Annotated in this window: 30 protein-coding genes and 1 pseudogene; 10 read left to right on the top strand and 21 right to left on the bottom strand. The window is 73.2% G+C overall.

Going from position 1 to position 23,059, the window contains the following annotated elements:
- Positions 1-2 precede the first annotated feature (2 nt).
- Positions 3-197, top strand: coding sequence for a hypothetical protein (locus tag ACQPZ4_RS21105; protein ID WP_433063749.1), 195 nt, complete (start codon positions 3-5; stop codon positions 195-197).
- A gap of 9 nt (positions 198-206) precedes the next feature.
- Here the strand turns inward: ACQPZ4_RS21105 and ACQPZ4_RS21100 are convergent, their stop codons facing one another.
- From ACQPZ4_RS21100 to ACQPZ4_RS21090, 3 genes are read right to left on the bottom strand one after another with little or no spacing between them, the layout of a single operon-like run.
- Entirely contained in the window at positions 207-1,415 is a 1,209-nt protein-coding gene (locus ACQPZ4_RS21100; RefSeq protein ID WP_433063746.1) for a S1 family peptidase, read from the bottom strand.
- 48 nt (positions 1,416-1,463) lie between these two features.
- Positions 1,464-2,183 carry a Type 1 glutamine amidotransferase-like domain-containing protein gene (locus ACQPZ4_RS21095; protein ID WP_433063743.1) on the bottom strand — a complete coding sequence of 240 codons (720 nt, stop codon included), beginning with the start codon at positions 2,181-2,183 and terminating at the stop codon, positions 1,464-1,466.
- Positions 2,180-3,148 carry a zinc-binding dehydrogenase gene (locus tag ACQPZ4_RS21090; protein WP_433063740.1) on the bottom strand — a complete coding sequence of 323 codons (969 nt, stop codon included), beginning with the start codon at positions 3,146-3,148 and terminating at the stop codon, positions 2,180-2,182. The genes ACQPZ4_RS21095 and ACQPZ4_RS21090 overlap by 4 nt, the downstream gene beginning before the upstream one ends.
- 55 nt (positions 3,149-3,203) lie before the next feature.
- Between ACQPZ4_RS21090 and ACQPZ4_RS21085 the strand changes: the two genes are divergently transcribed.
- From ACQPZ4_RS21085 to ACQPZ4_RS21065, 5 genes are all read left to right on the top strand, one after another.
- Positions 3,204-3,971, top strand: coding sequence for an AraC family transcriptional regulator (locus ACQPZ4_RS21085; protein WP_433063738.1), 768 nt, complete (start codon positions 3,204-3,206; stop codon positions 3,969-3,971).
- Positions 3,972-3,988: 17 nt separating this feature from the next.
- Complete coding sequence (locus ACQPZ4_RS21080; protein ID WP_433063735.1) at positions 3,989-4,417, top strand: hypothetical protein; 429 nt, start codon at positions 3,989-3,991, stop codon at positions 4,415-4,417.
- A gap of 108 nt (positions 4,418-4,525) precedes the next feature.
- Positions 4,526-5,023: a hypothetical protein gene (locus ACQPZ4_RS21075; RefSeq protein ID WP_433063732.1), complete on the top strand. Its 498-nt coding sequence runs from the start codon at positions 4,526-4,528 to the stop codon at positions 5,021-5,023.
- 197 nt (positions 5,024-5,220) lie between these two features.
- Entirely contained in the window at positions 5,221-5,682 is a 462-nt protein-coding gene (locus tag ACQPZ4_RS21070; RefSeq protein WP_433063729.1) for a hypothetical protein, read from the top strand.
- A 497-nt stretch (positions 5,683-6,179) separates the two neighbouring features.
- Complete coding sequence (locus ACQPZ4_RS21065) at positions 6,180-6,836, top strand: trimeric intracellular cation channel family protein (RefSeq protein ID WP_433063727.1); 657 nt, start codon at positions 6,180-6,182, stop codon at positions 6,834-6,836.
- Here ACQPZ4_RS21065 and ACQPZ4_RS21060 read toward each other — a convergent pair.
- From ACQPZ4_RS21060 to ACQPZ4_RS21020, 9 genes are all read right to left on the bottom strand, one after another.
- On the bottom strand, positions 6,811-7,488 hold the full coding sequence (locus ACQPZ4_RS21060) for a GNAT family N-acetyltransferase (RefSeq protein WP_433063725.1): 678 nt from the start codon (positions 7,486-7,488) through the stop codon (positions 6,811-6,813). The genes ACQPZ4_RS21065 and ACQPZ4_RS21060 overlap by 26 nt on opposite strands.
- 67 nt (positions 7,489-7,555) lie before the next feature.
- Positions 7,556-8,431, bottom strand: coding sequence for an LLM class flavin-dependent oxidoreductase (locus tag ACQPZ4_RS21055; RefSeq protein WP_433063722.1), 876 nt, complete (start codon positions 8,429-8,431; stop codon positions 7,556-7,558).
- A gap of 9 nt (positions 8,432-8,440) precedes the next feature.
- Entirely contained in the window at positions 8,441-8,974 is a 534-nt protein-coding gene (locus ACQPZ4_RS21050) for a transcriptional regulator (protein ID WP_433066594.1), read from the bottom strand.
- Positions 8,974-9,300: a PEP-utilizing enzyme gene (locus ACQPZ4_RS21045; protein WP_433063719.1), complete on the bottom strand. Its 327-nt coding sequence runs from the start codon at positions 9,298-9,300 to the stop codon at positions 8,974-8,976. Before ACQPZ4_RS21045 ends, ACQPZ4_RS21050 begins: the two co-directional genes overlap by 1 nt.
- A complete protein-coding gene (locus ACQPZ4_RS21040) occupies positions 9,297-9,635 on the bottom strand; it encodes a DNA-binding protein (RefSeq protein WP_433063716.1) in 339 nt (112 codons plus the stop codon). The genes ACQPZ4_RS21045 and ACQPZ4_RS21040 overlap by 4 nt, the downstream gene beginning before the upstream one ends.
- 213 nt (positions 9,636-9,848) lie before the next feature.
- Positions 9,849-10,244, bottom strand: coding sequence for a hypothetical protein (locus ACQPZ4_RS21035; protein ID WP_433063713.1), 396 nt, complete (start codon positions 10,242-10,244; stop codon positions 9,849-9,851).
- Positions 10,244-11,104: a hypothetical protein gene (locus ACQPZ4_RS21030; RefSeq protein ID WP_433063712.1), complete on the bottom strand. Its 861-nt coding sequence runs from the start codon at positions 11,102-11,104 to the stop codon at positions 10,244-10,246. Before ACQPZ4_RS21030 ends, ACQPZ4_RS21035 begins: the two co-directional genes overlap by 1 nt.
- Positions 11,101-11,490 carry a hypothetical protein gene (locus tag ACQPZ4_RS21025; RefSeq protein ID WP_433063709.1) on the bottom strand — a complete coding sequence of 130 codons (390 nt, stop codon included), beginning with the start codon at positions 11,488-11,490 and terminating at the stop codon, positions 11,101-11,103. Before ACQPZ4_RS21025 ends, ACQPZ4_RS21030 begins: the two co-directional genes overlap by 4 nt.
- Before the next feature lie 27 nt (positions 11,491-11,517).
- A complete protein-coding gene (locus ACQPZ4_RS21020) occupies positions 11,518-12,450 on the bottom strand; it encodes a quinone oxidoreductase family protein (protein WP_433063706.1) in 933 nt (310 codons plus the stop codon).
- Between the two features lie 93 nt (positions 12,451-12,543).
- Here ACQPZ4_RS21020 and ACQPZ4_RS21015 point away from each other — a divergent pair, with 93 nt between their 5' ends.
- The gene (locus ACQPZ4_RS21015) at positions 12,544-12,816 is read left to right on the top strand and encodes a hypothetical protein (RefSeq protein ID WP_433063703.1); all 273 of its coding nucleotides are present in this window, start codon (positions 12,544-12,546) and stop codon (positions 12,814-12,816) included.
- Positions 12,817-12,855: 39 nt separating this feature from the next.
- Here ACQPZ4_RS21015 and ACQPZ4_RS21010 read toward each other — a convergent pair whose 3' ends face one another.
- Together ACQPZ4_RS21010 and ACQPZ4_RS21005 are read right to left on the bottom strand one after the other, a co-directional pair.
- Entirely contained in the window at positions 12,856-13,935 is a 1,080-nt protein-coding gene (locus ACQPZ4_RS21010) for an FUSC family protein (RefSeq protein ID WP_433063700.1), read from the bottom strand.
- Positions 13,936-13,962: 27 nt separating this feature from the next.
- The gene (locus ACQPZ4_RS21005; protein WP_433063697.1) at positions 13,963-14,541 is read right to left on the bottom strand and encodes a hypothetical protein; all 579 of its coding nucleotides are present in this window, start codon (positions 14,539-14,541) and stop codon (positions 13,963-13,965) included.
- 142 nt (positions 14,542-14,683) lie between these two features.
- Here ACQPZ4_RS21005 and ACQPZ4_RS21000 point away from each other — a divergent pair, with 142 nt between their 5' ends.
- Both ACQPZ4_RS21000 and ACQPZ4_RS20995 read left to right on the top strand, forming a co-directional pair.
- The gene (locus ACQPZ4_RS21000) at positions 14,684-15,118 is read left to right on the top strand and encodes a VOC family protein (protein WP_433063695.1); all 435 of its coding nucleotides are present in this window, start codon (positions 14,684-14,686) and stop codon (positions 15,116-15,118) included.
- Between the two features lie 22 nt (positions 15,119-15,140).
- On the top strand, positions 15,141-15,710 hold the full coding sequence (locus tag ACQPZ4_RS20995) for an N-acetyltransferase family protein (RefSeq protein ID WP_433063693.1): 570 nt from the start codon (positions 15,141-15,143) through the stop codon (positions 15,708-15,710).
- Here ACQPZ4_RS20995 and ACQPZ4_RS20990 read toward each other — a convergent pair.
- The 5 genes from ACQPZ4_RS20990 to ACQPZ4_RS20970 form a co-directional block, all read right to left on the bottom strand.
- Positions 15,703-16,200: an N-acetyltransferase family protein gene (locus ACQPZ4_RS20990; protein WP_433063690.1), complete on the bottom strand. Its 498-nt coding sequence runs from the start codon at positions 16,198-16,200 to the stop codon at positions 15,703-15,705. The genes ACQPZ4_RS20995 and ACQPZ4_RS20990 overlap by 8 nt on opposite strands.
- Before the next feature lie 4 nt (positions 16,201-16,204).
- On the bottom strand, positions 16,205-17,377 hold the full coding sequence (locus tag ACQPZ4_RS20985; RefSeq protein WP_433063687.1) for a multidrug effflux MFS transporter: 1,173 nt from the start codon (positions 17,375-17,377) through the stop codon (positions 16,205-16,207).
- A gap of 32 nt (positions 17,378-17,409) precedes the next feature.
- On the bottom strand, positions 17,410-17,646 hold the full coding sequence (locus ACQPZ4_RS20980) for a hypothetical protein (RefSeq protein WP_433063684.1): 237 nt from the start codon (positions 17,644-17,646) through the stop codon (positions 17,410-17,412).
- 91 nt (positions 17,647-17,737) lie between these two features.
- Positions 17,738-18,223, bottom strand: coding sequence for a hypothetical protein (locus tag ACQPZ4_RS20975; protein ID WP_433063683.1), 486 nt, complete (start codon positions 18,221-18,223; stop codon positions 17,738-17,740).
- Between the two features lie 4 nt (positions 18,224-18,227).
- Complete coding sequence (locus tag ACQPZ4_RS20970; protein ID WP_433063680.1) at positions 18,228-20,021, bottom strand: EAL domain-containing protein; 1,794 nt, start codon at positions 20,019-20,021, stop codon at positions 18,228-18,230.
- On the opposite strand from ACQPZ4_RS20970, the pseudogene ACQPZ4_RS20965 reads away from it, so the two are divergent.
- A pseudogene (locus ACQPZ4_RS20965) lies at positions 19,942-21,276 on the top strand (MFS transporter); the annotation flags it as partial. The gene ACQPZ4_RS20970 and the pseudogene ACQPZ4_RS20965 sit on opposite strands and share 80 nt — an antisense overlap.
- Here ACQPZ4_RS20965 and ACQPZ4_RS20960 read toward each other — a convergent pair.
- Both ACQPZ4_RS20960 and ACQPZ4_RS20955 read right to left on the bottom strand, forming a co-directional pair.
- Positions 21,229-22,212: a LacI family DNA-binding transcriptional regulator gene (locus ACQPZ4_RS20960; RefSeq protein WP_433066591.1), complete on the bottom strand. Its 984-nt coding sequence runs from the start codon at positions 22,210-22,212 to the stop codon at positions 21,229-21,231. The pseudogene ACQPZ4_RS20965 and the gene ACQPZ4_RS20960 sit on opposite strands and share 48 nt — an antisense overlap.
- An 89-nt stretch (positions 22,213-22,301) precedes the next feature.
- Complete coding sequence (locus ACQPZ4_RS20955) at positions 22,302-22,988, bottom strand: TetR/AcrR family transcriptional regulator C-terminal domain-containing protein (RefSeq protein ID WP_433063678.1); 687 nt, start codon at positions 22,986-22,988, stop codon at positions 22,302-22,304.
- Positions 22,989-23,059: the final 71 nt, after the last annotated feature.

The raw sequence follows: 23,059 nt of genomic DNA, 5'->3' as shown, positions 1-23,059 counted from the left end.
GCATGTTGCTCGGATTGCTGCTCGCCACGCTGCTGGTCGGGGTGGTATCGGGCGTTTCACTGCTGCGCTCGGCGCTGCACCGGCGGGCCACCCGGCCCGATCGGGACCTGCTGCGCGCGGGCCAGGACGAGCCCGCCACGTCACCGGTCGCGGCGTTCGACCGGGCCGTCGGGCGGACCGCCTGGACCCGCGTCTGACCCGTTCGATCAGGTGTGCAGGACGTTGACGTTGAGCAGCGTCTCCGCGCGCCGGATCTCCTGGTACAGCGTGATGCAGCCGTCGTCGGCCCCGGCCACGAGGATGCCGTACGCGTTGTGCATGCTGTAGATCGGCGCGCCGCTGTCGCCCGGCACCGCGCACAGGTTGGTCCAGGCCAGGTGGTGCACGGTCGGCCCGTCGTAGTCCATGCTGACGTTGGTCAGCAGCACGAACCCGCACCAGCTCATGAACTGCCTCGACCCGGTCGTGCACACCCGCTGGCCCATGACGCTGAGCTTGTCGGCGGCGATGCCGTAGAGGTCGTTCTGCGTGGTGAACACGCCGGAGCTGACCCGCACCCGGGGCGCCGGTGACCAGCCGGACTCGTTGACGATACTCACGATCGCCGCGTCACCGTTGCCGTTGTACTCCCAGTGGTGCACCTTCCCGATCACGTGCGACGAGCCGTCGGCGAACTTCGTGCTCCAGTTGCCGGTCCGGTTCTCGCCGCAATGCCCGGCGGTCACCTGGTACAGCTCACTGTCCACCTTGGACTTGGCCAGGAACCCGCCGGTGCACCACGCGCCGGTGTGGGTGATCTTGATGCCGCCCCGCAGCGGCGGGTCGCACTCCGGCCCGGTGCAGGCCAGCGCGTGCACGCCGGCCGGGGCGGCCCCGACCACGAGCCCGGCGCCGAGGTCGCGCCTTGCCTGCTCGACGAGCGCGAGCTGGTCCGGGGACGCCTCGGCCGGTACGCCGAGCCAGACCGCGTTGAGATCGGGCCTGACTCCCCCGGCGAGGCCGTTGCGCGCGCCGGCGTTGACCCTGGCGATCTCGGGCCCGAGCCGGTCCATGCTGCGGTCGAGGGCCGCCGCCGACCGGGCCACGACCTTGAGGTCGTACGCGCCGGTGAGGGCCAGCGTTCTTGCGGCTTGATCGACGGCCGCGGTCGTCGCGGGATCGGCCGCCAGGACACCGACCTTGATCCGGTCGCCATCCTGGCCGTCGATCCACACGCCGCCGAACCGCTCGCCGAGCTCGGCCGGGAGGCGCTCGAGCAGGTCGGGCGCGTTGACCTGCCAGCCCAGCCGCCGCTCGGCCTCGGCCACGGAGATCCCCCGCTCGCGGGCGAAGGACGCCGCCTCCTCGCTCACCGTCGCCGCCGTCGCCTTGCCCGCGGCGGCCAGACCGCCCGCGACCAGGACCAGAACGGCCACGATCGCCGTCCGAATTCGCGGATGTCGCACATTGGTATGTGTCATGGGTCACTGGATAGGCGCCCGCCGATCCGATTGCCACGGACTGTCGGGACCAGGACTGTTGTGCAACCGCCACCGTCCCTCGGTCAGGACGTCGACCGCGGCACCGTCAACGCGCAGGGCGGTGTCGTCGTCGATGAAGTAGATCGGAAAGTCCGCCCGCGCGGCGATCCGGTCGGCCCAGGCGTCGTCGCGCTGCGGGAAGTCGGGCGAGTCCAGGTGGGGCTTCAGATACCAGTCGAACAACCCGAACGGCGGCTCGACGGTGGTCGCCCCGAGCATGTGCAGGTCGTCCGCGTCGTCGAAGATGTCGGCCGTACCGTGGGTCAGGTGCCGGCTGAACACCATCGACCCGGCGCTCATCCCGACCCAGACCCGGCGCTCCAGCAGCTCCAGCACGCCGGCGGCCAGCCCGTTGCCGGTGATGCTGCGCGCGAGGTGGTAGTGGTTGCCCCCGCCGGCGTAGATGACGTCGGCCCGGGCGAGCCGGTCGAGCACCACCCGCGGCGGCAGGCCGTTGAGTTCGAGCACGTCGAACTCCCGCCAGCCCAGACCGTGCACCCGGGCCATGTCGGCGAGCAGCCACCCGTGGTCCCCGGACTCGGCGAGCGACGCGGTCGGCACGTAGACGACGTTCGCCGCCGCGGTGGGCCGGCCGACCATCTCGCGCAGCGCGCCGGTCAGGGTCGGGTTGCGCAGCCCGCTCGAGGTCAGCAGCAGCTTCACGCGCCCGAGACTAGCCCCGGCAGCATCACGACCTTCCCGGCGGCCCGATCCGCCTCCATGTGGCGGTGGGCGGCGGCGAGGCCGTCCAGCGCGACGACCGAGTCGAGGTTCGGCTTGTACAGGCCCGCCTCGACGCCCTCGATCACCCGCTGCAGGACGGCGGCGCCCGCGCGGCCCTTGGCGTCGTCGCTGTGGAACGCGGTGAGCCGCGTCCCGGAGGGGATCATCGCGATCGGCTCGAAGTCCGGGATCAGCCACCCGCTGAGCGACCCGGCCACGCACACCGTCCCGCCCCGCCGCACGATCCGCAGCGAGTCGGCGACCGTCCGCGCGCCGACGAGATCGAGCACGTGCGTGGGCCCGTCCGCCCACGGCAGGCGCAGCGTCCCGCCATCGTCCGTAATTACGTGATCGCGGCTCCTTTCCGCCCGCCTGGTGGTGGCGGCGACCTCGATCCCGTGCGCGTGCGCGATGGACGCGGCGGCCAGCCCGACCGACGACGTCCCACCCCGGATCAGCAGCCGCTCCCCCGCCCGGATCCCGAGCGCGTCCAGGGCGCCCTGCGCGGTCAGGTACGACTCCGGCAGCGCCGCCAGCTCCGCCCACGGCAGCGTGGTCGCGACCGGCATGATCAGCTCGTTGGGCAGCAGCACATATTCGGCATAGCTCCCGTCGAACGCCCGCCCCATCTCCCCCATCACGGCGGCGACGGTCGCGCCCTCGGCCAGCGCCGGATCGCTGGAGGCGGCGACCACGCCGACGCACTCGATCCCCAGCACGCGGGGGAAGCGCACATTGGGTGAGAAGCCTTGTCTGGTACGGAGTTCAGCCCGGTTCAGCCCCGCCCCCATGACCTGCACCAGGGTCCAGCCGGCGCGCACCTCGGGCACGGGCAGTTCGCGGAGTTCCAGGACCTCGGGCCCGCCGGCTTTCGTGCAGACCACCGCTCGCATCGTCGTGTTCATGGTCTTCACTCTTGCCGCCGGTAGGTGCGGCGGCCCACCGGTACGATGCCAAGTCATGCCCATAGCCCGCCAATCCCGGATCTGGCCGGGCGGCGGCGTCCACCTGTGGCCGTCCGGCGCGACCAGTCCGGCGCACGCACATGCGCGCGGCCACCTGGTGTACGCGGCCCGCGGCGTCCTCACCGTCCACACCGGCAGCGGAATCTGGATCGTCCCCGCGAACCGGATGGCGTGGGTACCGGCTGGGTCGCGGCACCATCACCGCGCGCACGGCGAGACCGACATGCGGATCGTCTTCCTGCCGCCGTCCCTGGCCCGGCGGGCACCTGAGCGTCCGGCGGTGTTCCTGGCCTCGGGCCTGGCGCGGGAGGTGCTGCTGGCCCTGACCGGCGAGCGCCGGTTCTCCGCGGCCGCCAGTTCCCGGCTGCGCCATGTCCTGATGGATGAGCTGGTGGCGGCGCCGGAGCAGCCGCTGCACCTGCCGGAGCCGCGGGACGACCGGCTGCGCGCGGTGGCCGGGATCCTGGACACCGACCCGGCCGACGCCTCGGGCCTGGCCGACCTGGGCCGGCGGGTGGGCGCGAGCGGACGGACCCTGAGCCGGCTGTTCCACGACGAGCTGGGCATGACCTTCTACGAGTGGCGCACCCAGGTCCGGATCGCCCATGCGCTGGTACTCCTGGCCGCGGGCCACACCACGACGCACGTGGCGCACGCGTGCGGCTGGTCGAACCCGAGCGGCTTCATCGCGTCCTTCACCGCCGTGGTGGGCACGACTCCCGGCCGCCACCGCACCGCCGCCGCCCCCCGGGCTGGCGGGTGACGGCTACCATCACGCCCATGCCGTACCAGGTAGCGGAGGTCAAGGCAAAACCCCTGCTCGCACTGCGGGTAGCCGACGCGGACACCGGCGAGCCCCGCCGGATGAGCGTGCACACCGGCGAGGCGGTCCTGGCCACCCAGTCAACGGGTCTGCGGATCATCACCGGCATGCTCCCCCGCGAGCCGTGCGCCCTGTTCGTCCCGGACGCCCGCCCGATCGAACCGCACGAGAACCCGGTCGTCGCCCAGGCCGAGGCCTACCTGTGCGGCATCGTGATCGACGGCAACGTCCAGAAACAGGCCGGCTACGGCGTGGGCGACGCCGCCGCCACCTACGTCCCCGACCCCCGCGGCGGCCAGATGCGCTGGCTGCAGCTCACCTTCACGGTGACGACCCTGGTAGCGGTCCGCGTCGGCTACCGGGTCACCCTCCTCACGCCCGCCTGACGCTCCACCGACGTCGCCGTGGAACCGTGGCGGGATGACATCCGTCATGGCGTATCGATGAGGTTTGAGCAAGGCCCACCGCCCGCAGAACCCATAACGTCCTGAGACATGACGACGAACGCACTTCCGACCGCGATCCGCCGTAGCCAGTACGCCGTGTTCGGGGTCGCCACGGTCCACGTCGCCGCCATCGTGCTGCTGCTGACCCACCGGGACGCGATGCACGCCGGCCAACTCGCCCTGCACCCCGGCGGCGACATCGACGCCCTGACCAAGGCCGCCCTCCTGCAGTCGCTGGTGCCCCACGTGATCTTCGCCGTCCTGCTGCCCCTACGGGCGCTGCGCCTGACCCGCGGTCGCCGCAGCGGCCGGACCGTGCTGACCGCGGTACTGACACTGCAGATCGCCGCACACGCCACCCTGCCGATGGTGACCCGCGAGCTACCCGGCTACGGCGGCTGGATCATCGCCGTGCAGGCCCTGTCCTTCCTGTTCGAGATCGCCGCGCTGGTCTACCTGTGGAGCCCCTCGGCTCGGACCTTCTTCCGGCCGGGCCAGGCACCGGCACCCGCGAAGACCAGCGAGCCGGCCCTGCCCGTGGCATGAGCCGAAGGCCGGCGTGTGCCTCCGGGATCGGCGTCTTGCCTGGGTGGCCGTGTTCTTCGCCGAGGTCGGCGATGCTTGCCGCGGCATGAGCGGAACCCCGATCCGGCGCGCCCACGAGCTGAGGTCATCGCCGTGGAGTGCGCGGCCACCGAGAATCGGACGTGCCCTCATCGACGGCAGGCCGTACCGTCCGTGCCGTGAACATGGTGATGGTGATCTGCGGCGACCCAGGCGGCCCGTGCCCGATGTGTGGCGCCGCGGCCGCATTCCATGTTGCGGAGGCGATCGAAGCCGGTCGAGTCGTCTGGACGACCACATCACGGTGCACTCACTGCAACTACGTCAGCCAGGACCGTGCCTCGCCGGCCCTGTTCGACCGCGTCGCCGCCATCACCCGGCGGACCCTCCTGGCCCGGGTCGGCCTGACCCGGCTACGCGCAGATCCAGGCGAAAACCGCGACCGACGGCGCAGAACGCTCACAGTGTTCCGCAGGCAGGGCGCAACGATCGCCGAGGTCGCCGACGCGTACGCAGCCCTCACCGGCCCGGGACTCACCGGAACGCCCGCAGAGATGACGGTCCTCGCCGAACACCTGACCGCCGAAGGCGTCCAGGTGACACTGGAGCACTCCAGCGACGACCACGCCGAAATCGCGTAACCCCCAGGTCGCCGCCGGCCGTGCGGCGAGTGCTCATCCTCCGGTGATGTCGAGAAACGCGGGATCCGCTTCGACGTTCAGATGGCGGCACCCTGAGTGGGGTCATCAGATGACTAGGAGCGACGAACGTGATGCCATACCTTTTCGGTCTGGAGCTGACAACCCCGCGGACCAGACGTCAGCAGCACGAGCGTGACCTGCGCATGGGCCGGCTCATCGCTCGCCTGTCGCTCCGCCGCAACGCGAGGCTGCGGCGAGAGCCGTGTAAACCCATTTCGAGGCCGTCGGCATCAACGACTGTTCGGGCCACACATGTTGCCATGTGTGGACCCTGCGAAGCATCGTGACCGCGGGCCGCTTGCCGGAGGACTCGTGATCGTGGTGAGGGTGCTCGTGGGCCTTTCGAACGTGCCGGTGGAGGAGCCAGAGGCCGGTGAGCACAGCGAGTACACCCCGGTGAGCGCCGCCCGTCGGCCGCGTGGACAACGGGAGCGATCATGGAGACTGAGGGCATGTCGAGTCACGCCGCCCTCGCCGCCCTGGAGCTCACCGGCATCTTCGTCTTCGCCGTGTCCGGTGCGCTGACGGCCATCCAGAAGGGCTTCGACGCCGTCGGCATCGTGGTGCTGGCCGAGGTGACGGCCCTCGGCGGCGGCGTGGTCCGCGACCTCGTCATCGGCGAGACGCCACCCGGCGCGTTCCGGCAGGTGTGGTACCTCCTGGTGCCCCTCGCCGCCGCCGGTGTCGCGTTCTTCCTGCACCCCGTGGTGGAGCGGCTCAACTTCGGCGTGCTGCTGTTCGACGCGGCCGGCCTCGGGCTGTTCTGCGTCACCGGCACGCTCAAGGCCCTCGACCACGGCCTCGGCGCGGTCCAGGCGGCGGTGCTCGGCGTGACGACGGCGGTCGGCGGCGGCCTGCTGCGCGACATCATCGCCCGCCAGACGCCCGCGCTGGTCCGGCCCGAGACCGACCTGTACTCGATCCCGGCCATGGTGGGCGCGGCCCTCGTCGCCGCCGCCTACAAGATGCACCTGCCGATGACGGTGGCCGCACCGGCCGCGGCGGTCTTCGTGTTCGCGTTCCGCGTCGTGGCCATGGTCCGCCACTGGCGCGCCCCGCAGGCGTGGGTCAGGCGGCCGCGCGCAGCACGTTGAAGCAGACCTTCCGGCGCAGTTCGAAACCCATCGTCTCGTACAGCCTGATCGCACCAACATTGTCCGCCGAGGCATGCAGGAACGGCGTCTCGCCGCGCTCGCGGATGCCGTGCGCGATCGCGCGTACCAGGCGCGTCGCGAGGCCCCGGCCGCGGAAGGCGGGATCGGTGCACACGGCGCTGATCTCCGTGTACCCCGGCGGGTGCAGCCGCTCGCCGGCCATGGCGACGAGGGCGCCGTCGTGCCGTACACCGGAATAGGCACCCATGCGGTGGGTCTTGGGCAGGAACGGGCCCGGGCGCGTGCGTGCGACCAGGTCCAGCATCTCCGGCACGTCGGCGTCGCCGAGCGGGACCAGCTCCACGTCCGGCTCGGTCTTGAGCGCGTCGGCCGCGACCAGCTGCACGCCGTCGACCTGGGCGATCGCCGTCCAGCCGGGCGGGACCGGGAGCCGGTCGCCGGCCAGCAGGACCGTGCCGCCCGGGCCGGCCAGCGCCGCCAGGTCGGCCCAGGCGCGCACGTCCGGGTCCGGCGGGAGGGCGGCGAACGTCGAGACGTCGGCGGGGTAGCGGCGGGCCAGGCCCGTGCCCTCCGCGAGGCGGGCGTGCGGGCCGGTGAGCGCGGCCCAGGTGGCCTGGTCGAGCACGTGCACGCCGCGAATCGTAGCCGGTCCTGGGCGCGAACTCGCCGACCACGTCAGGCCACGAACCCGGCGTGTTCTAGAAGAAACGCTCCGCGATCGCGTCGACCACCTTCGGGTCGTCGGTGAACACCGGATCGCCCGGGCGCGGGTCGTGGAAGACGATGTCGGTGAAACCCATGCGCTCGTACCGCCCGACGAAGTCCTCGAACGCGCCCGCGCTCGCGAGCGGCCGCTCGTCGGTGTTGCCGACCAGGAAGTACCGCCGCAGCTCGCCCGGGTCGCGGCCGTGCGCGGCGCACCGCTCGTCCAGCAGCGCGGCCTGGGCCCGGACGGCGGCCTCGGTGGCGGCGGCGGACTGGTCGGCGGCGTTCGGCTCGCCGTACGTGATCCAGGCGTCACCCACCCGCGCGGTCAGGTCGAGCGCCTTCGGGCCGGCGGCGGCGATGGCCAGCGGCACCCGGGGGTGCTGGACGCAGCCGGGGATCGTGCGCGCCTCGTCGGCGGTGTAGTACCGGCCGCGGTGACTGTGCGCGGGCTCGCGCAGCACCGCGTCGAGCAGCTCGACGAACTCCGTGAACCGGGCCGTGCGCTCGCGGGGCGTGGGCGGGTCGCCACCCAGCGCGGTCGCGTCGAACCCGGTGCCACCGGCCCCGATCCCGAGCGTGAGCCGCCCGTCCGAGATGTGGTCGAGGGTCATCGCGTCCTTGGCGAGCGTGACCGGATGCCGGAAGTTCGGCGACGTGACCATGGTGCCGATCCGGATGCGCGAGGTGGCCGCGGCGACCCCGGTGAGCCAGGGGATGGTGGCGTGCCAGGGCAGGTCGCGGTACCGGCGCCAGGAGAGATGGTCGTAGGTCCACAGGTGCGCGTAGCCGAGCTCCTCCAGGTGCCGCACCCGTTCGAGGGTCTGTTGCCAAGGGTCGGCGGGCAGCAGCAGGACTCCGATACGCACCCGGCGATCCTATTGGCGCGAAATCCCCAGCGTGGCGATGAGGTCCTCGTGTAACTCGAACCACACCCGATGGCACGAGTCGACCTCGACCCCGGTGATCCACGCCCCGCCATTTTGCTGTGCTTTGGTGAAGCGGCTGTGGTACCCCGTGAAGCGCGCTCGCTGCCGCGCCAGGTCCGCTTCGATCTGGCGCAGTGCTTCCGCGAGCCGTTCGAGGGGCTCCGTGCTGGTGGCCCGGCCCAGTTGCCATTCCGTGAACGCGGCGCTGGCCTCGGCGTTGAGCGGCACGAACCGGTCGTGGACGGCGCTGACCGCCGCGCGGGCGTCACCGAGATCCGCGCGGAGCAGGTCCTCGTTCTGCCTGCGGCCGCGCTCGGTGAGCGACCACCCGCCGAGCCTGGCGAACTCGGCGCGGGCCACCCAGCCGAACGCCTCGGCGTCGAGCAGGTCCTCGGCGGTCTGCCCGGGGTCGAGGTTGAACCGCGCGGCGATGGCTTCCGTGTCGGCAAAGCCCTTCAGTCGTACGGCGTGCAGCACCAGCATCACGGCAGGACCTCCCCGGCGGTACCGTCGACGGTCACAACAACGCCGTCGGCCAGCTTCACCGTGGCATCGCGCGCCCCGGCGACGGCCGGAATGCCGAACTCACGGGCGACGATGGCGGCGTGGCTGAGGACCCCGCCGGTCTCGGTCACGACGGCGGCCGCGAGCCGGAACAGCGGCGTCCAGGCCGGGTCGGTGGTGCGGCAGACCAGCACGTCGCCGCGCTGAAACCGGTGGAACTCGTCCGGGGAGCGCAGCGTGCGGGCCGGCCCGCGGGCTCGTCCCGGGCTGCATGGCACACCGGCGACGATCGGCTCTGTGGTCACGCCAGCCGGCCCAGGACCCGCTCGTGGCGCTGCTGGGCGGCCTGCGCGGTCCGGAGCCCGAGCGCGGGGGCGATCTGCGACCAGGTGAGCCCCTCGGCCCGGGCCACGAACAGCAGCCCGGCCTCGACCTGATCGAGCTCAGCCCGGGCGGCAGCGAGCAGCGCGATCGCGGCGAGCAGGTCACCCGGGAGGTCGAGCGCGTCGGGATCGGTATTCGCCCGCCAGAGGGCGTGGCGGATGAGCGTGTACGCGTCGTGCGGCTGGGACTCGGCCAGCCACGGCAGGCGCGGCAACTCCCGCCCGTGAAGCCGCTCGCGCGCGGCCTGCTCGTCCATGCGGCCAGCCTGACTTTCAACAACTTGTTTGTCAACAACCTGTTGAGGTCGCCTGGCCACGTGAGCGGACGATCAGGTCCTGCTGTTCCGCGCCCGACTGCGGCCGAAGTGATGACCACTGTGGACGAAACGCGGTAACCAATGCCCTGCCGTTGGCTGCCGGCGTCCCGATCGCGCCAACGGCCGACCGCACACATGCGGCGCGGCGACTGGCTACTCGATGGGCGAGAGCGGCATCCGATCCAGCAGCATATGGACGACCATCCGCAGCCTGGCCGGGTCCGTCACCTCGCGCAGGGCATCAAAAGACGTCACGGTCACGTCGAACAGCGAGACCGCACTCGCGTGGTCGGCGGCGCGTGGGACGAACCAGATGAAGCAGCGGTACGACTCCAGGGTGTGCCGCAGCGCCGGCGCCAGGATCACCGTCGTGCCCGGGGCGACCTGCCGCTCCAGCGCCGCCCGCGAGCTCCAGCGCGCGCTCAGCCCCAGTTCCTCCGCCTCACGCTGCAGACCGACGAGATCGTCGAACTCAGCCACCCGCACGCTGAAGTCGGGGTCGCGCGCCGAGACGATGCGGGCGGGCCGGGCGTGGGGCGGCGCAGACATCAGCCCGGCACGACGGCGCTCAACGCGTCCGGATCGTCGGACGGGTCCGCGTCCACCGCGTCCAACAGGGTCACCGTCGCGCCCGGGCGCAGGGCGGCGCGCACCGCCGCCAGGTCCGCGCCCGGTTCCAGCACATGCCAGTGCCGCTCGTCGCCGACCGCCTCGAGCAGGGCACGCGACGACGAGGACGACGACAGCCGTTCGGAGACCGAAGACCACCAGTCGTCGCCCGCCATCGGCGGCGGGACCGTGATGGCCGACGCGCGCTTCGACAGCTCCAGCAGCGTCATCCGCTGCTCGCCACCGCGCGGTACCGCGGCCACGCCCGAGCGCAGCAGCGCCGCGTAGATGCGGCCCCGCACGCGCCACACGGCCACGCCCAGGACCACGGCCAGCAGCAGCCGCGCCGCCAGGATCGGGATCATCCACCGGAGCCGGACGTCGAAGTCGCCGGTGGCCATGAGGTCGGCGCTGGGCAGGACGCCGCCCGCGATGACGGTGGCGGCCACGCCGATCTGGAAGACGAGCAGGAAACCCGACCGCAGCACGTCGCCGGCCGCCTCACCGAGCCGGAGTTCGTCGACGGTGCGGGCGGCCAGCAGGCGCCAGGCCACGGCGGTCAGCAGCAGGGCGATGAAGAGGACGACCTCGGCGACGCCGAGGCCCTGGCCCGACTTCAGCGCGTCCAGGTCCGGGGTGGGCAGCGCGGCCCGGACCCGCACGACGGCGGCCAGGTCGAGCGCGGTGACCAGGACGTAGACGGCGCCCACGGCGGCGAGGACCCAGGCGGCGTACTCCACGCGGGCCGCCACTCCACCCGCCGCGCGGCGGAACGGCGCGGGAGCGGCCGCGGTGCTCACACCCACCACCCGTTGGCCACGGCCTTCAGCTCGGTCGCGCGGTCCACGTCGTCGGTCAGGATGCCCCAGCGGTCGCCGGCCACGACGGCGGCCGGCAGGCCCTGCATCTGGGCCATGAAGATCGTGGTCCGCTGCTCGTCGAACCAGCGGTCGCGCTGGGCGTTGTCCTCGAACGTGACCACGACGACGTCGTAGCCGCTCTCCTTGCACCCCAGCGCCTCGTACGCGCCGGTTGCGTGCAGGGGCGCGGGATCGGGGCAGCCGGCCAGGGCGGCGAGCTTGGCGGCCGACGGCGGGGCGCCGGTCGCGGCGTGGTCCGCGCCGATGGCGTAGGCGGTGATCGCCGCGACCGCCGCGAGCGACCAGAAGAGACGCAGCAGAGACACGCGCGCACTGTACCGGCCACAGGAACGCTAGGGAATGAGCGCCACCTTGCCGCCGGGGTGGCCGCCGCGGACCAGCTCGATCGCGTCCAGGGCCGCGGCCAGCGGGAAGGTCCGGGCCATCGGCACGAACAGCTTGCCCTCGCCGGCCCAGCCCAGCAGGCGGGCCCGGACGCTGTCGCGGTAGGCGGCGCTCTCGGGCAGGTTCCCGGCCACCGCCTTGATGCCGACGGCCCGCGAGCGGTCCGAGGCGACGATGGTGACGGCCCGCGCCGGGTTCGGCAGCAGCTGCTCGACAGCATCGATGGCCTCGCCGGTACCGACAGTGTCGATCACCGCCGCGATGCCCTCCGGCGCCGCCGCCCGCACCCGGTCCAGCAGGCCGGGACCGTACTCGACGGCCTGCGCCCCGGCGCGGCGGAGGAGCTCGAAGTTGCGGGCACTGGAGGTACCGATGACGGTGGCGCCTTTGAGGCGAGCCTGCTGCAGGACGCTGATGCCGACCGCTCCGGACGCCCCGTGCACGAGCACCGTCTCGCCGGGCGACACCCGGGTCACGTGCAGGCACTCCGCGGCCGTCGTCCCGGCCAGCAGCAGGTTGGCGGCGACCGGGAAGTCGACGGCGGCGGGCTTGGCGAACACGTCCCTGGCCGGCACGGTGATCTGCGTGGCCCAGCCGCCGACGATCCGGAACGACACGACGGCGTCGCCGACCGCCCCGCCGCCGGAGGCGATCTCGGTGTCCGGGCCGAGCGCGGAGAGCACGCCCGCGACCTCGTAGCCGATCGGCAGCGGCGGCTCCTGGCCCCGGTGCATCGCGATGTGCTTGTAGTCGGCCGGGTTCACGCCCGCCGCCCGCACGTCGATCGTCACCTCGCCCGCCGCGGGTGGCCGCACCTCGGCCTCGACGAGCTCGAGCACTTCCGGTCCGCCGAACGTCGGCGCGATCCACCGCAGAGCCATCCCACAGCAGTACCCCATCCCCGGACCGGTACGCCACCCCGCACCCCCGGCTCCGCTCGCGGATCTTGGGTGGCTGTCGTAGGCTCGCCGCTCGTGAGCATTGACTACGCAGCTGAGACCCCCGAGACGGTGGAGCCGGTCGAGCAGGCCGAGGAGCCGGGCGCCGGACCGTCGATCATCTACACCGCGTACTTCTCCGCCGTCGACGAGCTCGTCGAGCACGTCCGCGCGGCCGAGACGCTGAACCTGGGCTTCCGGGTCGAGTCGTACCTGGTCACCCCGGAGGACGCGCCCGACACCAACCAGGTCGAGTTCGAGTTCACCCTGCTCAGCGAGCAGCCCGTCCGCGACGAAGAGCGGGACTGACCCCCGCCCGGCCCAGCCCTGGACCACGGCTGGGCCGGCTCATCGCGCCGCGTGGCGGACCATCCGGTCGGCCTTCTCCCACCGCTCGCCCGTGGCCTGGATGAGGTCGCTGGACAGGGTCAGCAGCTGGGTGACCATGCCCTCGCCGTACTGCCCGAGCCCCCAGTGCGTCGCCTGCCCGGCCAGCCGCGCCACCTCCAGCGCCGCCTCCCGGGCCGCGCCGAGCTGCTCGCCGCGCCGCCCGGCCCGCCGCGCCCCGCGGATCGTCACCGCCAGCCCGGCCACGGCGCCCAGCAGCGGCTCCGGGAGCGGCTCGCCCCGGCGCAGCCCGTCGGTCGCCCAGCGGGCCAGCTCCCGGCACTCCAGCACGATGACGTCGACGTGGTCGACCGCCTGGCGGTACCGCTCCACGTCCCCCCGCCGCGCCCACCGCGCCGGCGCGATCGTCACCACCTCCTCCGCCCCGTGCATCGCCTCGTGCACCCGGGCCAGGTCCGGCTCGGTCGCCCGCAGCCGGTCGAGGGCCCGCGCCGCGAGGTCGGCGTCGCGCTCGGCGAGCGCCCGGGCCACGTTGTCCAGCTCGCCGGCGACCGTCTCGACGAGCGGCGCCGCCGCCCGGTCCAGCACGCGCATCGGGTTCACCGGCAGCAGCAGCGCGACGACGAGCAGCCCGACGACGCCGCCGACCGCCGCCTCCTCGATCCGGACCCACTGCACCGACGGCTGCGCCGGCCACAGCGTCGCGATGAGCACCGCCGTGCTGCCGGCCTGCGCGACCAGCGCGCTGCTGCTGCCGACCGCGAACAGCGACAGCCCGACCGCGAGCGCGACGACCAGCCCGGTCTGCCACGGCCCGAACCCGATCAGCCACAGCAGCGCGTCGCTGAGCAGGACGCCGCCCGCCACCCCGACGAGCAGCTCCACCGTGCGCCGCGCCCGCTGCCCGAGCGCGGCCACGATGGTCCCGACCGCCGCCGTGGGGGCGAACACCGGCGCCGCCACGTCGAACAGCCGGTGCGCCACCTCCCACGAGATCGCCGCGGCCAGCCCGCACTGCCCGGCGATGACGGCGATGATCTCCAGCTGCCGCAGCCGCACCCGGCCGGCCTCGAACGACACACGGCCCTCTTCCCGGCGCGGCCCGCCTTACGCGAGGGTGCGCACGCCTGCCCCCTTCAGGTGACACCACACGTCGAGGGTCAGCCTCGGCTCGGCCGTGCCGGGGTCGAACCCGATGCGGTGTCTCGCCCCGTCGGTCAGCGTCAGCTCGACCTCGTGCGGGCCGGTGAACGCCACGGAGGAGTACTGCATCGGCGGCGCATCGTTGAACTCCGCCCGCGCGCACAGCAGCGGCCGCCGCGACTCGCGCGTGTTCCACCCGGCGGGGCGCACCACCTTCACCTCCTGCCGCTCCCCCAGCCCGTCACCGCTTCTCACCACGACGATCTGGTACTGCCCGTCGGTCGAACTCCCCACCACGGTGCGCTTCCCCGGCTCGTCGAACAGCCACGCCAGACCGGCACCGCACAGCACCACCACGGCGAGCAGCAGTCTCCACATCGCGCGCCGCAGCAGCAGCAAGCCCACCGCGAGCGGCAGGAGCCACAGCGCCCACCTCCCGGCCGAGCGCAGATGCACCAGGTTCCACGGGTCCCACCACCCGAGCAGCGCGACAATCGACAGGACTATGACCAACCCGCCCGAGGCGGTGAACAAGCGACGCATGCCAGCCATGGTCGGGGCGGTACCGCCCCCGCGAAGCCCCAAGATCGCGCATGCGACAACCGCCGGAACGGATGCGTCGCGGAGCTGTCGGATCCCAGGCTGCGCCTCGCGTAACCGGCTTCTGCGGGGGTAGAGCCGCGCCATGACCCAGACCATGGCCCCGTCGTTCGAGGGCGTGCACCACATCGGGCTCACCGTCCGCGACCTCGACCAGAGCATCGCCTGGTACAAGAAGGTGTTCCGCGGCGACCTGGTGAACGGCAAGCTCCCCCACTACGGGCGGGAGTGGACCGGCTTCGCCGAGCTCGTCGTCGAGCCGCGCTCCGGCCTCGCGATCGGCCTGCACCACAACACCAACAACCTGGGCGAGGAGATGGACGAGGCGCACACCGGCCTCGACCACCTGTCCCTGCGCGTCGAGGGCCGCCAGGGCCTGCAGGAGTGGGCCGACTGGCTGGACAGCCTGGGCATCGCGCACTCCGGGATCCAGAGCGTCAAGGAGCCGTTCGTGTACTCCACGCTGGTCTTCCGCGACCTCGACAACAACCAGCTGGAGTTCATCGCGCTGGATACCTGACCCGGATGGTAGAAGTTGGGGCGTGAGCATTTCCGTGCTGCCCGCCGCCGAGGTGCCGTGGGCGGACCTGCAGGCGGTCTTCGGCGAGCGCGGCGAACCGCACCGCTGCCAGTGCCAGTACTTCAAGACCACCGGCCGCGGCTGGGCGGCCGGCCCCGTCGAGGAGCGCCGGGCCCGCCTGCGCGCGGAGCCGAACGGCCTGGTCGCGCTGGTCGACGGCGAGCCGGCCGGGTGGTGCGCGGTGGAGCCGCGGCCCGCGTACCGGCGGCTGCTCGCCGCGCGCATCCCCTGGACCGGCCGCGCCGAGGACCGCGACGACGAGGACGTGTGGGCGGTCCCGTGCTTCGTGACCCGCACCGGCTTCCGCCGCCGGGGCGTGGGCCGGGCCCTGGCGAGCGCGGCGGTCGATTACGCGCGGGATCGGGGCGCCCGCGCGGTCGAGGGCTATCCGCTCGTGACGGAGCCGGGGCAGCCGCCGGCCTCGACCGCCGAACTGTACGTGGGCACGCACGGCATGTTCGCCGCCGCCGGCTTCGCCGAAGTGAGCCGCCCGACCCCCCGCCGCGCCGTCATGCGGGTCGACTTCAGCTGAGCGCGCGCTGCATGAGGACGGTGTCGATCCAGCGGCCGTGCTTGAAGCCGACCCCCGTCAGCCGCCCCGCCTCGGTGAAGCCCAGCCGGCGGTGCAGGGCGGCCGAGGCGTCGCTGCCGGTGTCGGTGATGACCGCGATGACCTGGTGCAGGCCCGCCTGCGCGCACTCGTCCAGCAGGGCCTGCAGCAGCTGCGTGCCGAAGCCGCGGCCGGCCCACGGCGGGGCCAGGTACACCGAGTTCTCGACCGTGTGCCGGTACGCGGGCTTCGGCTTCCACGGCCCCGCGAACGCATACCCGGCAACGGTGCCGTCGGCCTCGCCGACCAGGAACGGCAGGCCCCGCTCGCGCAGGTCGGCCAGTCGCGTCTGCCAGGCGTCGAGGGGCAGGGGCGCCTCGTCGAAGGTGACGAGCGACTCGGTGGCGTAGTGCCCGTAGATGGCGGCCACCGCCGGCAGGTCGGCGGGTTCGGCCGGGCGGATCGACAGCATGCGCTCAGCGTAGGAGGCGCAGCGTCCCCAGCGCTGTGGCCGCGCACACGAACATGGTCGCGCCCATGGCGACCGCCGAGCCGGGACCGGCCAGGCCCATCACCGACGTGGCCACGCCGCCGACCAGGAACTGCAGCAGGCCCTGCAGGGACGAGGCCGCACCCGCGTTGGCGCCGTGCGGGCCCAGGGCGAGGGAGGTGGCGTCGGCCAGGATGACGCCGAGCATCGACACGACCGCGAACAGGCAGCCGAGCAGCAGGGGCAGCGGGGCGCCGGTCGCCGTGCACGCCAGGACGCCGGCCGCGGCCGCCACCGCGACCGCGAGGGCCGCGCGCAGCAGGGTGTGCGCCGCGGCGCCGCGGCCGATCAGGAAGCCGTTCACCTGCGCGAGGAGGACGATGCCGAGGCCGTTGCCGCCGAAGACGAGGCTGAACTGCTGGGCGCTCAGGCCGTACACGTTCTGCAGGACGAACGAGGAGCCCGAGATGTAGGCGAAGACGGCGGCGAACATGAGCGCGGCGGCGAGGACGTAGCGCAGGTAGGAGCGGTCGACGAGCAGCGCGCCCATGGACCGCAGGGTGGTGCCGAGGTGGGCCGGGCGGCGGCGCTCGGCGGGCAGGGACTCCGGCAGCGCGAACGTCACCGCGGCGATCAGGATGGCGCCGATCGCGGCGAGGACCACGAACACGGCCCGCCAGGAGGCGACGGTGAGCAGCTGGCCGCCGGCGACCGGGGCCAGGATCGGGGCCAGGCCGTTGACGAGCATGATCGTGGAGAAGAACCGGGTCATGGCCGGGCCCTCGAACAGGTCGCGGACGATCGCGCGGGCCAGCACCACGCCGGCCGCGGCGCCGAGGGACTCCACGGCGCGGGCGGTGATGAGCAGGCCGGCGTTCGGGGCGAGCGCGCAGCCGACCGATCCGAGCACGTACAGCAGCAGCCCGCCCAGCAGCGGCCGCCGCCGGCCCCAGGAGTCGGACAGCGGGCCGGCCAGGACCTGACCGACCGCCAGCCCGACCACGAACACGGTCAGCGACAGCTGCACGACCGGCGCGCTGGTGTGCAGGTCGCGGGCCATGCCGGGCATCGCCGGGAGGTACATGTCGATCGTGAGCGGGGCGAAGCCGCTGAGCGATCCGAGCACCAGTGCCAGGCGTACCCGCTGCAGTCTGCTCACCCCGCCATGATCGCCCCATGGCCGCGGTGAGCTCAGTTGAGGGCGCCGGTGCCCACCAGCCGCCGGCCGCGCACGACGACCACGCGGTCGCCCAGCTCGCGGCCGTCGAAGCCCAGCTGCATACCGTGTACGTAGTACCACAGTTCGTGGTCGTAGTTGATGGGCGCGTCGCGTTCGACGGCGCTGACCCGGAGCGTCAAGGTGCCGCTCCCGTAGAGGTAGTCCCGCTCGGCCAGGAGGAGGACGAGCCGGTCGGCATTCATGTGCATCGAGCGACATCGCCGGACATGGGCGCCTCCTACCCCAACGGGAACGCCGACGTTACATTTTGCTCGGCGCGGATTGCACGGGGCGCGGACGTTACGGTGTGCTTCGATGCGTTTCCCGGCTGTAACGTTCAAGCGTGGACAGGCCGGCCGCGCCGCGCCCGAACGCCGACCACAGCCGCAGCCCGGCGTTGACGACCAGCAGCACGGCGAACGGCAGGAACACCCATGCGTGCGCGACGAACGCGCCGAACGCGAGGGCGCCCGCCGTCAGGATCGCCGTGACGACCGCGGCGGTGCGGCCGGAGCGCAGCCGGTACCGTCCGTCCGCGACCCGCTCGCTGCGCATGCCCAGCAGGAGGCCCCAGGCGGTCGGCGGGTCGGTCCGGTCGTCGACCTCCATCCGGAAACCGGCGCGGGGGCGGAAGCCGTTCCACAGCCAGACCCCGGCGAGCAGCACCGCGAGCACCGCGAAGACCCCGGAGCCGTCCAGCGCCGCCCAGTACACGGCCGCGAAGAGCAGCGCCGCCGCGGTGATGACCGCCTGCGAGCGACTCGGCCGGAGCGAATATCTGGCCATGCCCTCACACCCTGTGCCGACCCACCTCGACGGGAAGTTCCAGCGCCTGCAAGGGTACCGCCGCCACGCCACGCGGGCGGCCCGTGCGCAGCAGCGCGGTGAGGTGGTCGGCGGGGGCGGGCAGGCCGAGGTGGTAGCCCTGCGCGTACGGCACCTGCAGCTCCCGCAGCACCGCCAGCTGCTCGTCGTCCTCGATGCCCTCGGCGGTCACGCTGACCCCGGTGCTGCGGCCCAGCTCGCCGAGCAGCTTCACCACCGCGTGGTCGTTGCGGTTGTCGAGCATGCCCGCGACGAACGAGCGGTCGATCTTGATGCCGGAGACCGGCAGCGCCGAGAGGTGGCGCAGGGTGGCCGAGCCCGCGCCCATGTCGTCCAGAACGATCCCGACGCCGTGCGCGCGCAGCTCGCCGAGCTGCTGGACCGCCTCCTGCAGTTGCGCCAGGTCGGCCGACTCCGGCAGCTCCACCCGGATCCGCTCCGGTCCCAGCCCGGCCCGGCGGATCGCGGCGAGCAAGTCGCCGGCCAGGCCGGGGCCGCGCAGCGTCTCGACGGTGAGGTTCACGTTGACGCTGCGGGGCGCGCTGTCGCCGAGCACGCGGTCCCAGGCGGCCAGGTCGGCGCAGGCCCGCTCGAGCACCCAGCGGTCCACGGCCGGCGTCTGCCCGGCCCGGGCCGCGTCGGCCAGGAACCGGCCCGGGGTCAGCAGCCCGTGCTGCGGGTGCTGCCAACGGATGAGCGCCTCGACCGCCCACACCCGGCCGTCGTCGACGCCGACGATCGGCTGGTAGAACAGCCGCAGCTCGCCGCGGTCGATGGCGGCCAGCAGCCCGTCGCCGGCACCGGGGCGGGGCGCGGCCGCGGCGCCGGCGTCGACGACCACCCGGACCTTGTCGCCGCCGGCCTGCTTGGCCCGGTACATCGCCGCGTCCGCCTCCCGCAGCAGCGTCTCCGGGTCGGCCGCGGCGGCCCCGATCGCCACCCCGACGCTGGCCGAGCTGTGCGCACCCGCGGGGAGCGACGCGTCGGGGGTGGCGACGGCGAGCCGGAAGCGCTCGCCGAGCGCGGCCGCCGAGAGCTCCGGCTGGTACCCGCCGACGACCCGGGTCAGCACCGCGAACTCGTCCCCGCCGAGGCGGGCCACGACGTCGTCCTCGGTGGCCGCGGCGGCCAGCCGGCGCGCGGCCGAGACGATGAGCCGGTCCCCGGCGGCGTGCCCGAGCGTGTCGTTGACCTGCTTCATGCGGTCCAGGTCGATGAAGACCACGGCGACGCCGGGGTGGGCGGCGTCGCGGCAGGCGGTGGCGAGCCGGTTGAGGAAGCGGGCCCGGTTGGCCAGGCCGCTGAGCGGGTCGACGACGGCCTGCATGGCCATCAGGTCCGCGAGGGACTCGTACAGCCGCGCCGCCGACACCCGCGCCAGCCGCCCGTCGCCCCGGCGCACCAGCACGTCGTCGTAGCGGCGCACCCGGTCGCGCCGGCTCACCTGCTCGCAGACGTCGACGACGAGGGCGTGCTCGTCGACGATCATCGGGGCCGGGTCCGCGGTCCGCCCGACGGGCGTCTTCTCCCACAGCGCGCGGCCGTACCCGAACGGCCCGGACATCAGCTGCCCGAACCGCTCGCGGCTGATCAGCCCGAGCCCGCCGTCGAGGTACATGACGGCTACGCACGGTAGCGACGGATCGCCGCGGAAGCGCAGGTCCAGCTCGACGCAGCGCATGGTGGCCTCGACCACCGCGACCGGCCGCGCGAGGGATCCGACCGTGTCAGCCGGAATTCCCGGTGCCACCTGGGTCACGCCGTCCATCATCAATGCCCGGCGCCGCCACTCCAAGGGCGAATTTTGGCGCTCACCAGTTCGTTACTCAGCGTTCAGATGCTTCCCCTGGAACCGCTCCCGCCCCTACCGTCCCCGGGCCATGAGAGCTTTGCGGCTGACGCTGGCGAACCCGCTGTACCGGGGCGCGACCATCGCCATGTTCCTGTCCGGCCTGGGTTTCTCGGCCGCCGCGCCGCAGATCGCCTCGTTCCTGGTGCGCGACCTCGGCGCCTCGCTCACCGCGGCCGGGCTGTTCTACCTGACCAACCTGACCGCGCCGATCGCCGGCTACCTGGTCGGCGCCCGCTCGGACCGCACCGGCCGGCGGCTGGGCCTGTTCCGGATCTGCGCGGCGATCGGCTTCCTGGGCTGGGCCGGGATCGCCGGCTCGACCCAGCTGTGGATGCCCTTCGTGCTCAGCGCGATCGCCCTCGGGTTCGCCGGTGCGGCCGGCTCGCAGCTGTTCGCGGCGCTGCACGACGAGCTGAGCGCGCGCCCGGACCCGGACAGCGACGGGGTCGTCGCAGTGGTGCGGATGGCGCTCACCGGCGGCTGGGTGGTCGGGCCCGTCGCCGGCGCGTTCCTCGCGGCGCACACGTCGCTGCGGGTCATGCTGCTGGCCACGGCGCTGTGCACGCTGGCCCAGATCGCCCCCCTCGGCACGCTGCGGACCCCGCCCGCCCTTCCTGCCAGGACCGCGGATTCGGTACCGCATGTGCGCGCGATGCTCCCGCTGCTCGCGTTCACCGGGCTGTACGTGCTCGTGTACGCCGGAGAGTCGGTCAAATACGCGTACCTGCCGATCTACATGACCTCGCAGCTCGGGCTGCCGGCCGGGGTGAGCGGCGCGGTCATCGGCATCCAGCCGCTCGTCGAGATCGTGCTCATGCCGGTGGCCGTGCTCGTGGCCCGCCGCACCGGCATGCTCTGGCTGATGGTGCTCGGCGCCGGCTTCGGGGTGGCGGCGAACATCTGCTTCGCCACGACGGGTACCACCGCGGGCTTGTTCACCGGACAGATCCTGATGGGCGGGGTGTGGGGCGTGTTCGCCGCGCTCGGCATCATCGTGGCCCAGCGGCTGCTGCCCACGGCGGTCGCGACCGCCTCCGCGATCTTCCTCAGCTCGACCGCGATCAGCTCGGCCCTCGGCGGCGCGGCCGGTGGCGTCGGCGCGGCCGCGATCGGGCTACCGCGGGTGTTCCTGATCCCGGCCGGGCTCGCGCTGGCCGCCGTGGCCGGGCTGGCCGTCATGGCCCGCCGTGCTGCCCCGCGCGACCAGCTCGACCGGAAGGCAGCGCCGGTACTCGCTGCCGACCCCGCCCTCGAGCAGTAGCCGGGCCGCGGCCGCCGCCATCTCCTCGACCGGCATGCGCATCGTGGTGAGCGGCGGGTTGGCGCACACCGCGGCGATGCTGTCGTCGAAGCCGACCACGCTCACGTCCCCGGGCACCGTCCGGCCGGTCGCGGTGATGGCCTGCACGGCGCCCGCGGCCATGAGATCGCAGGCGACGAACATCGCGTCGATCTGGGGGTACCGCTCCAGCAGCCGCACCGCCGCCGCGTGCCCGACCTCGCGGCGGAAGTCGCCGCCGTCGCAGTACACGGGAAGGTTCAGGTCGTGTATTGCCTGCCGGACGCCGGTGCGCCGGTCGCGGGCGTCGGCGCTGAACTCGGGGCCGTGGATCTCGGCGATGTGCCGGCGGCCCAGCCCGTGCAGGTGCTCGACGGCCGCATAGGCGCCGCCGGTGTTGTCGGCGTCGATGGAGGCGACCGAGCGCGTGGTGGCGGCGAGCGAGACCACCCGGCGGCACAGCTGCTGGAACCGCAGGGTCATCGCGGCGGGTACGTCGGTCAGCACGAGGCCCATGCTGGCCCGGGCCGCGATCGCCTCGACCGCCGCGAAGTCGCCGGGCCGGGTGATGGCCTGGATGCGCACCTGCACGTCGGTGCCCTCCACGGCCGAGGTGACCCCGGCCAGGACCCGGCTGTAGTACGGGTGCGAGCCCAGCCAGCCGATGACCGGGCCGTCGGTGACCGCGACGACGTCGATCGCCGGCTGCCGCCCGGAGGCGAGGGCGCGGGCGGTCTGGTCCGGCACGTACCCGAGCTCGGCCATCGCCCGGTGCACCCGCTCGCGGACGGCGGGCGCGGCGCCGGGCACGTTGTTCATGACCCGCGAGACCGTCGAGCGGGAGACGCCGGCCCGCGCGGCCACGTCGCTGATCGTCGGCTTGGCGGCGCTCGTCGGCTTGGCGGTGCTCATCGCGGTTCGGCGGACCGGTCGAGCAGCGTGTCCATGCCCGCCAGGATGAGGTCGAGGTCGAAGTCGAGCTGGTCGCCGGAGAGCCGCGCCGGGCCGGCGGCCACGCTGCGGCGCAGCCACGGCAGCTCGTCGGCGGGCTCGTCGTCGAGCAGCCGCTGGATCTCGGCGACCTGCGGGTGCACGCCGTGGCGCTCGGTCAGCACGACGTCGCGGGCGCTGGAGACGATCAGCTCGGCGACCAGGGTGAGGACCCGGCTCGCGTCCTCGGGCCGGAATCCCGCCCCGACCAGGATGCCCAGCAGGCGCTCGGCGGGCTCGAGGGCGGTGCGGCCGCCGGCGATCGGCATCTTCACGTAGTCGAACAGGGCGCCGGTGCGGGCCATCCCGTCGCGCATGGCCCGGGCGAAGCGGCGCACCGCGGCCCGCCAGTCGCCGGCCGGCAGCGCGACCTGCTGCATCTCGTCCTGCAGTACGTCGATCGCGACCAGTTCCAGCAGCCCGTCGCGGTCGCTGACGTGGTAGTTGAGCGCCTTGCGGTCCACGCCCAGCCGCTCGGCCACGGCCCGCATGGTCAGCGCACCGGGGTCGAGCTCCCGGGCCGCCGCCACGATCCGCTCCCGGGAGATCCGCGGGGGGCGGCCCCTGCCCCGGCGGCCGTCTCCGCTGGCACTCGGCTCTCGCACGCATCAGACGGTACCAACCTTTTCCCCTTGTGGGAAATAAACGTTGACGCGCCGGAAATCACGGGTTTACA

The sequence above is a fragment of the Dactylosporangium sp. CS-033363 genome (assembly GCF_050942475.1).
Classification (GTDB): Bacteria; Actinomycetota; Actinomycetes; order Mycobacteriales; family Micromonosporaceae; genus Dactylosporangium.
This window is presented reverse-complemented; position numbering and strand designations above follow the sequence as displayed.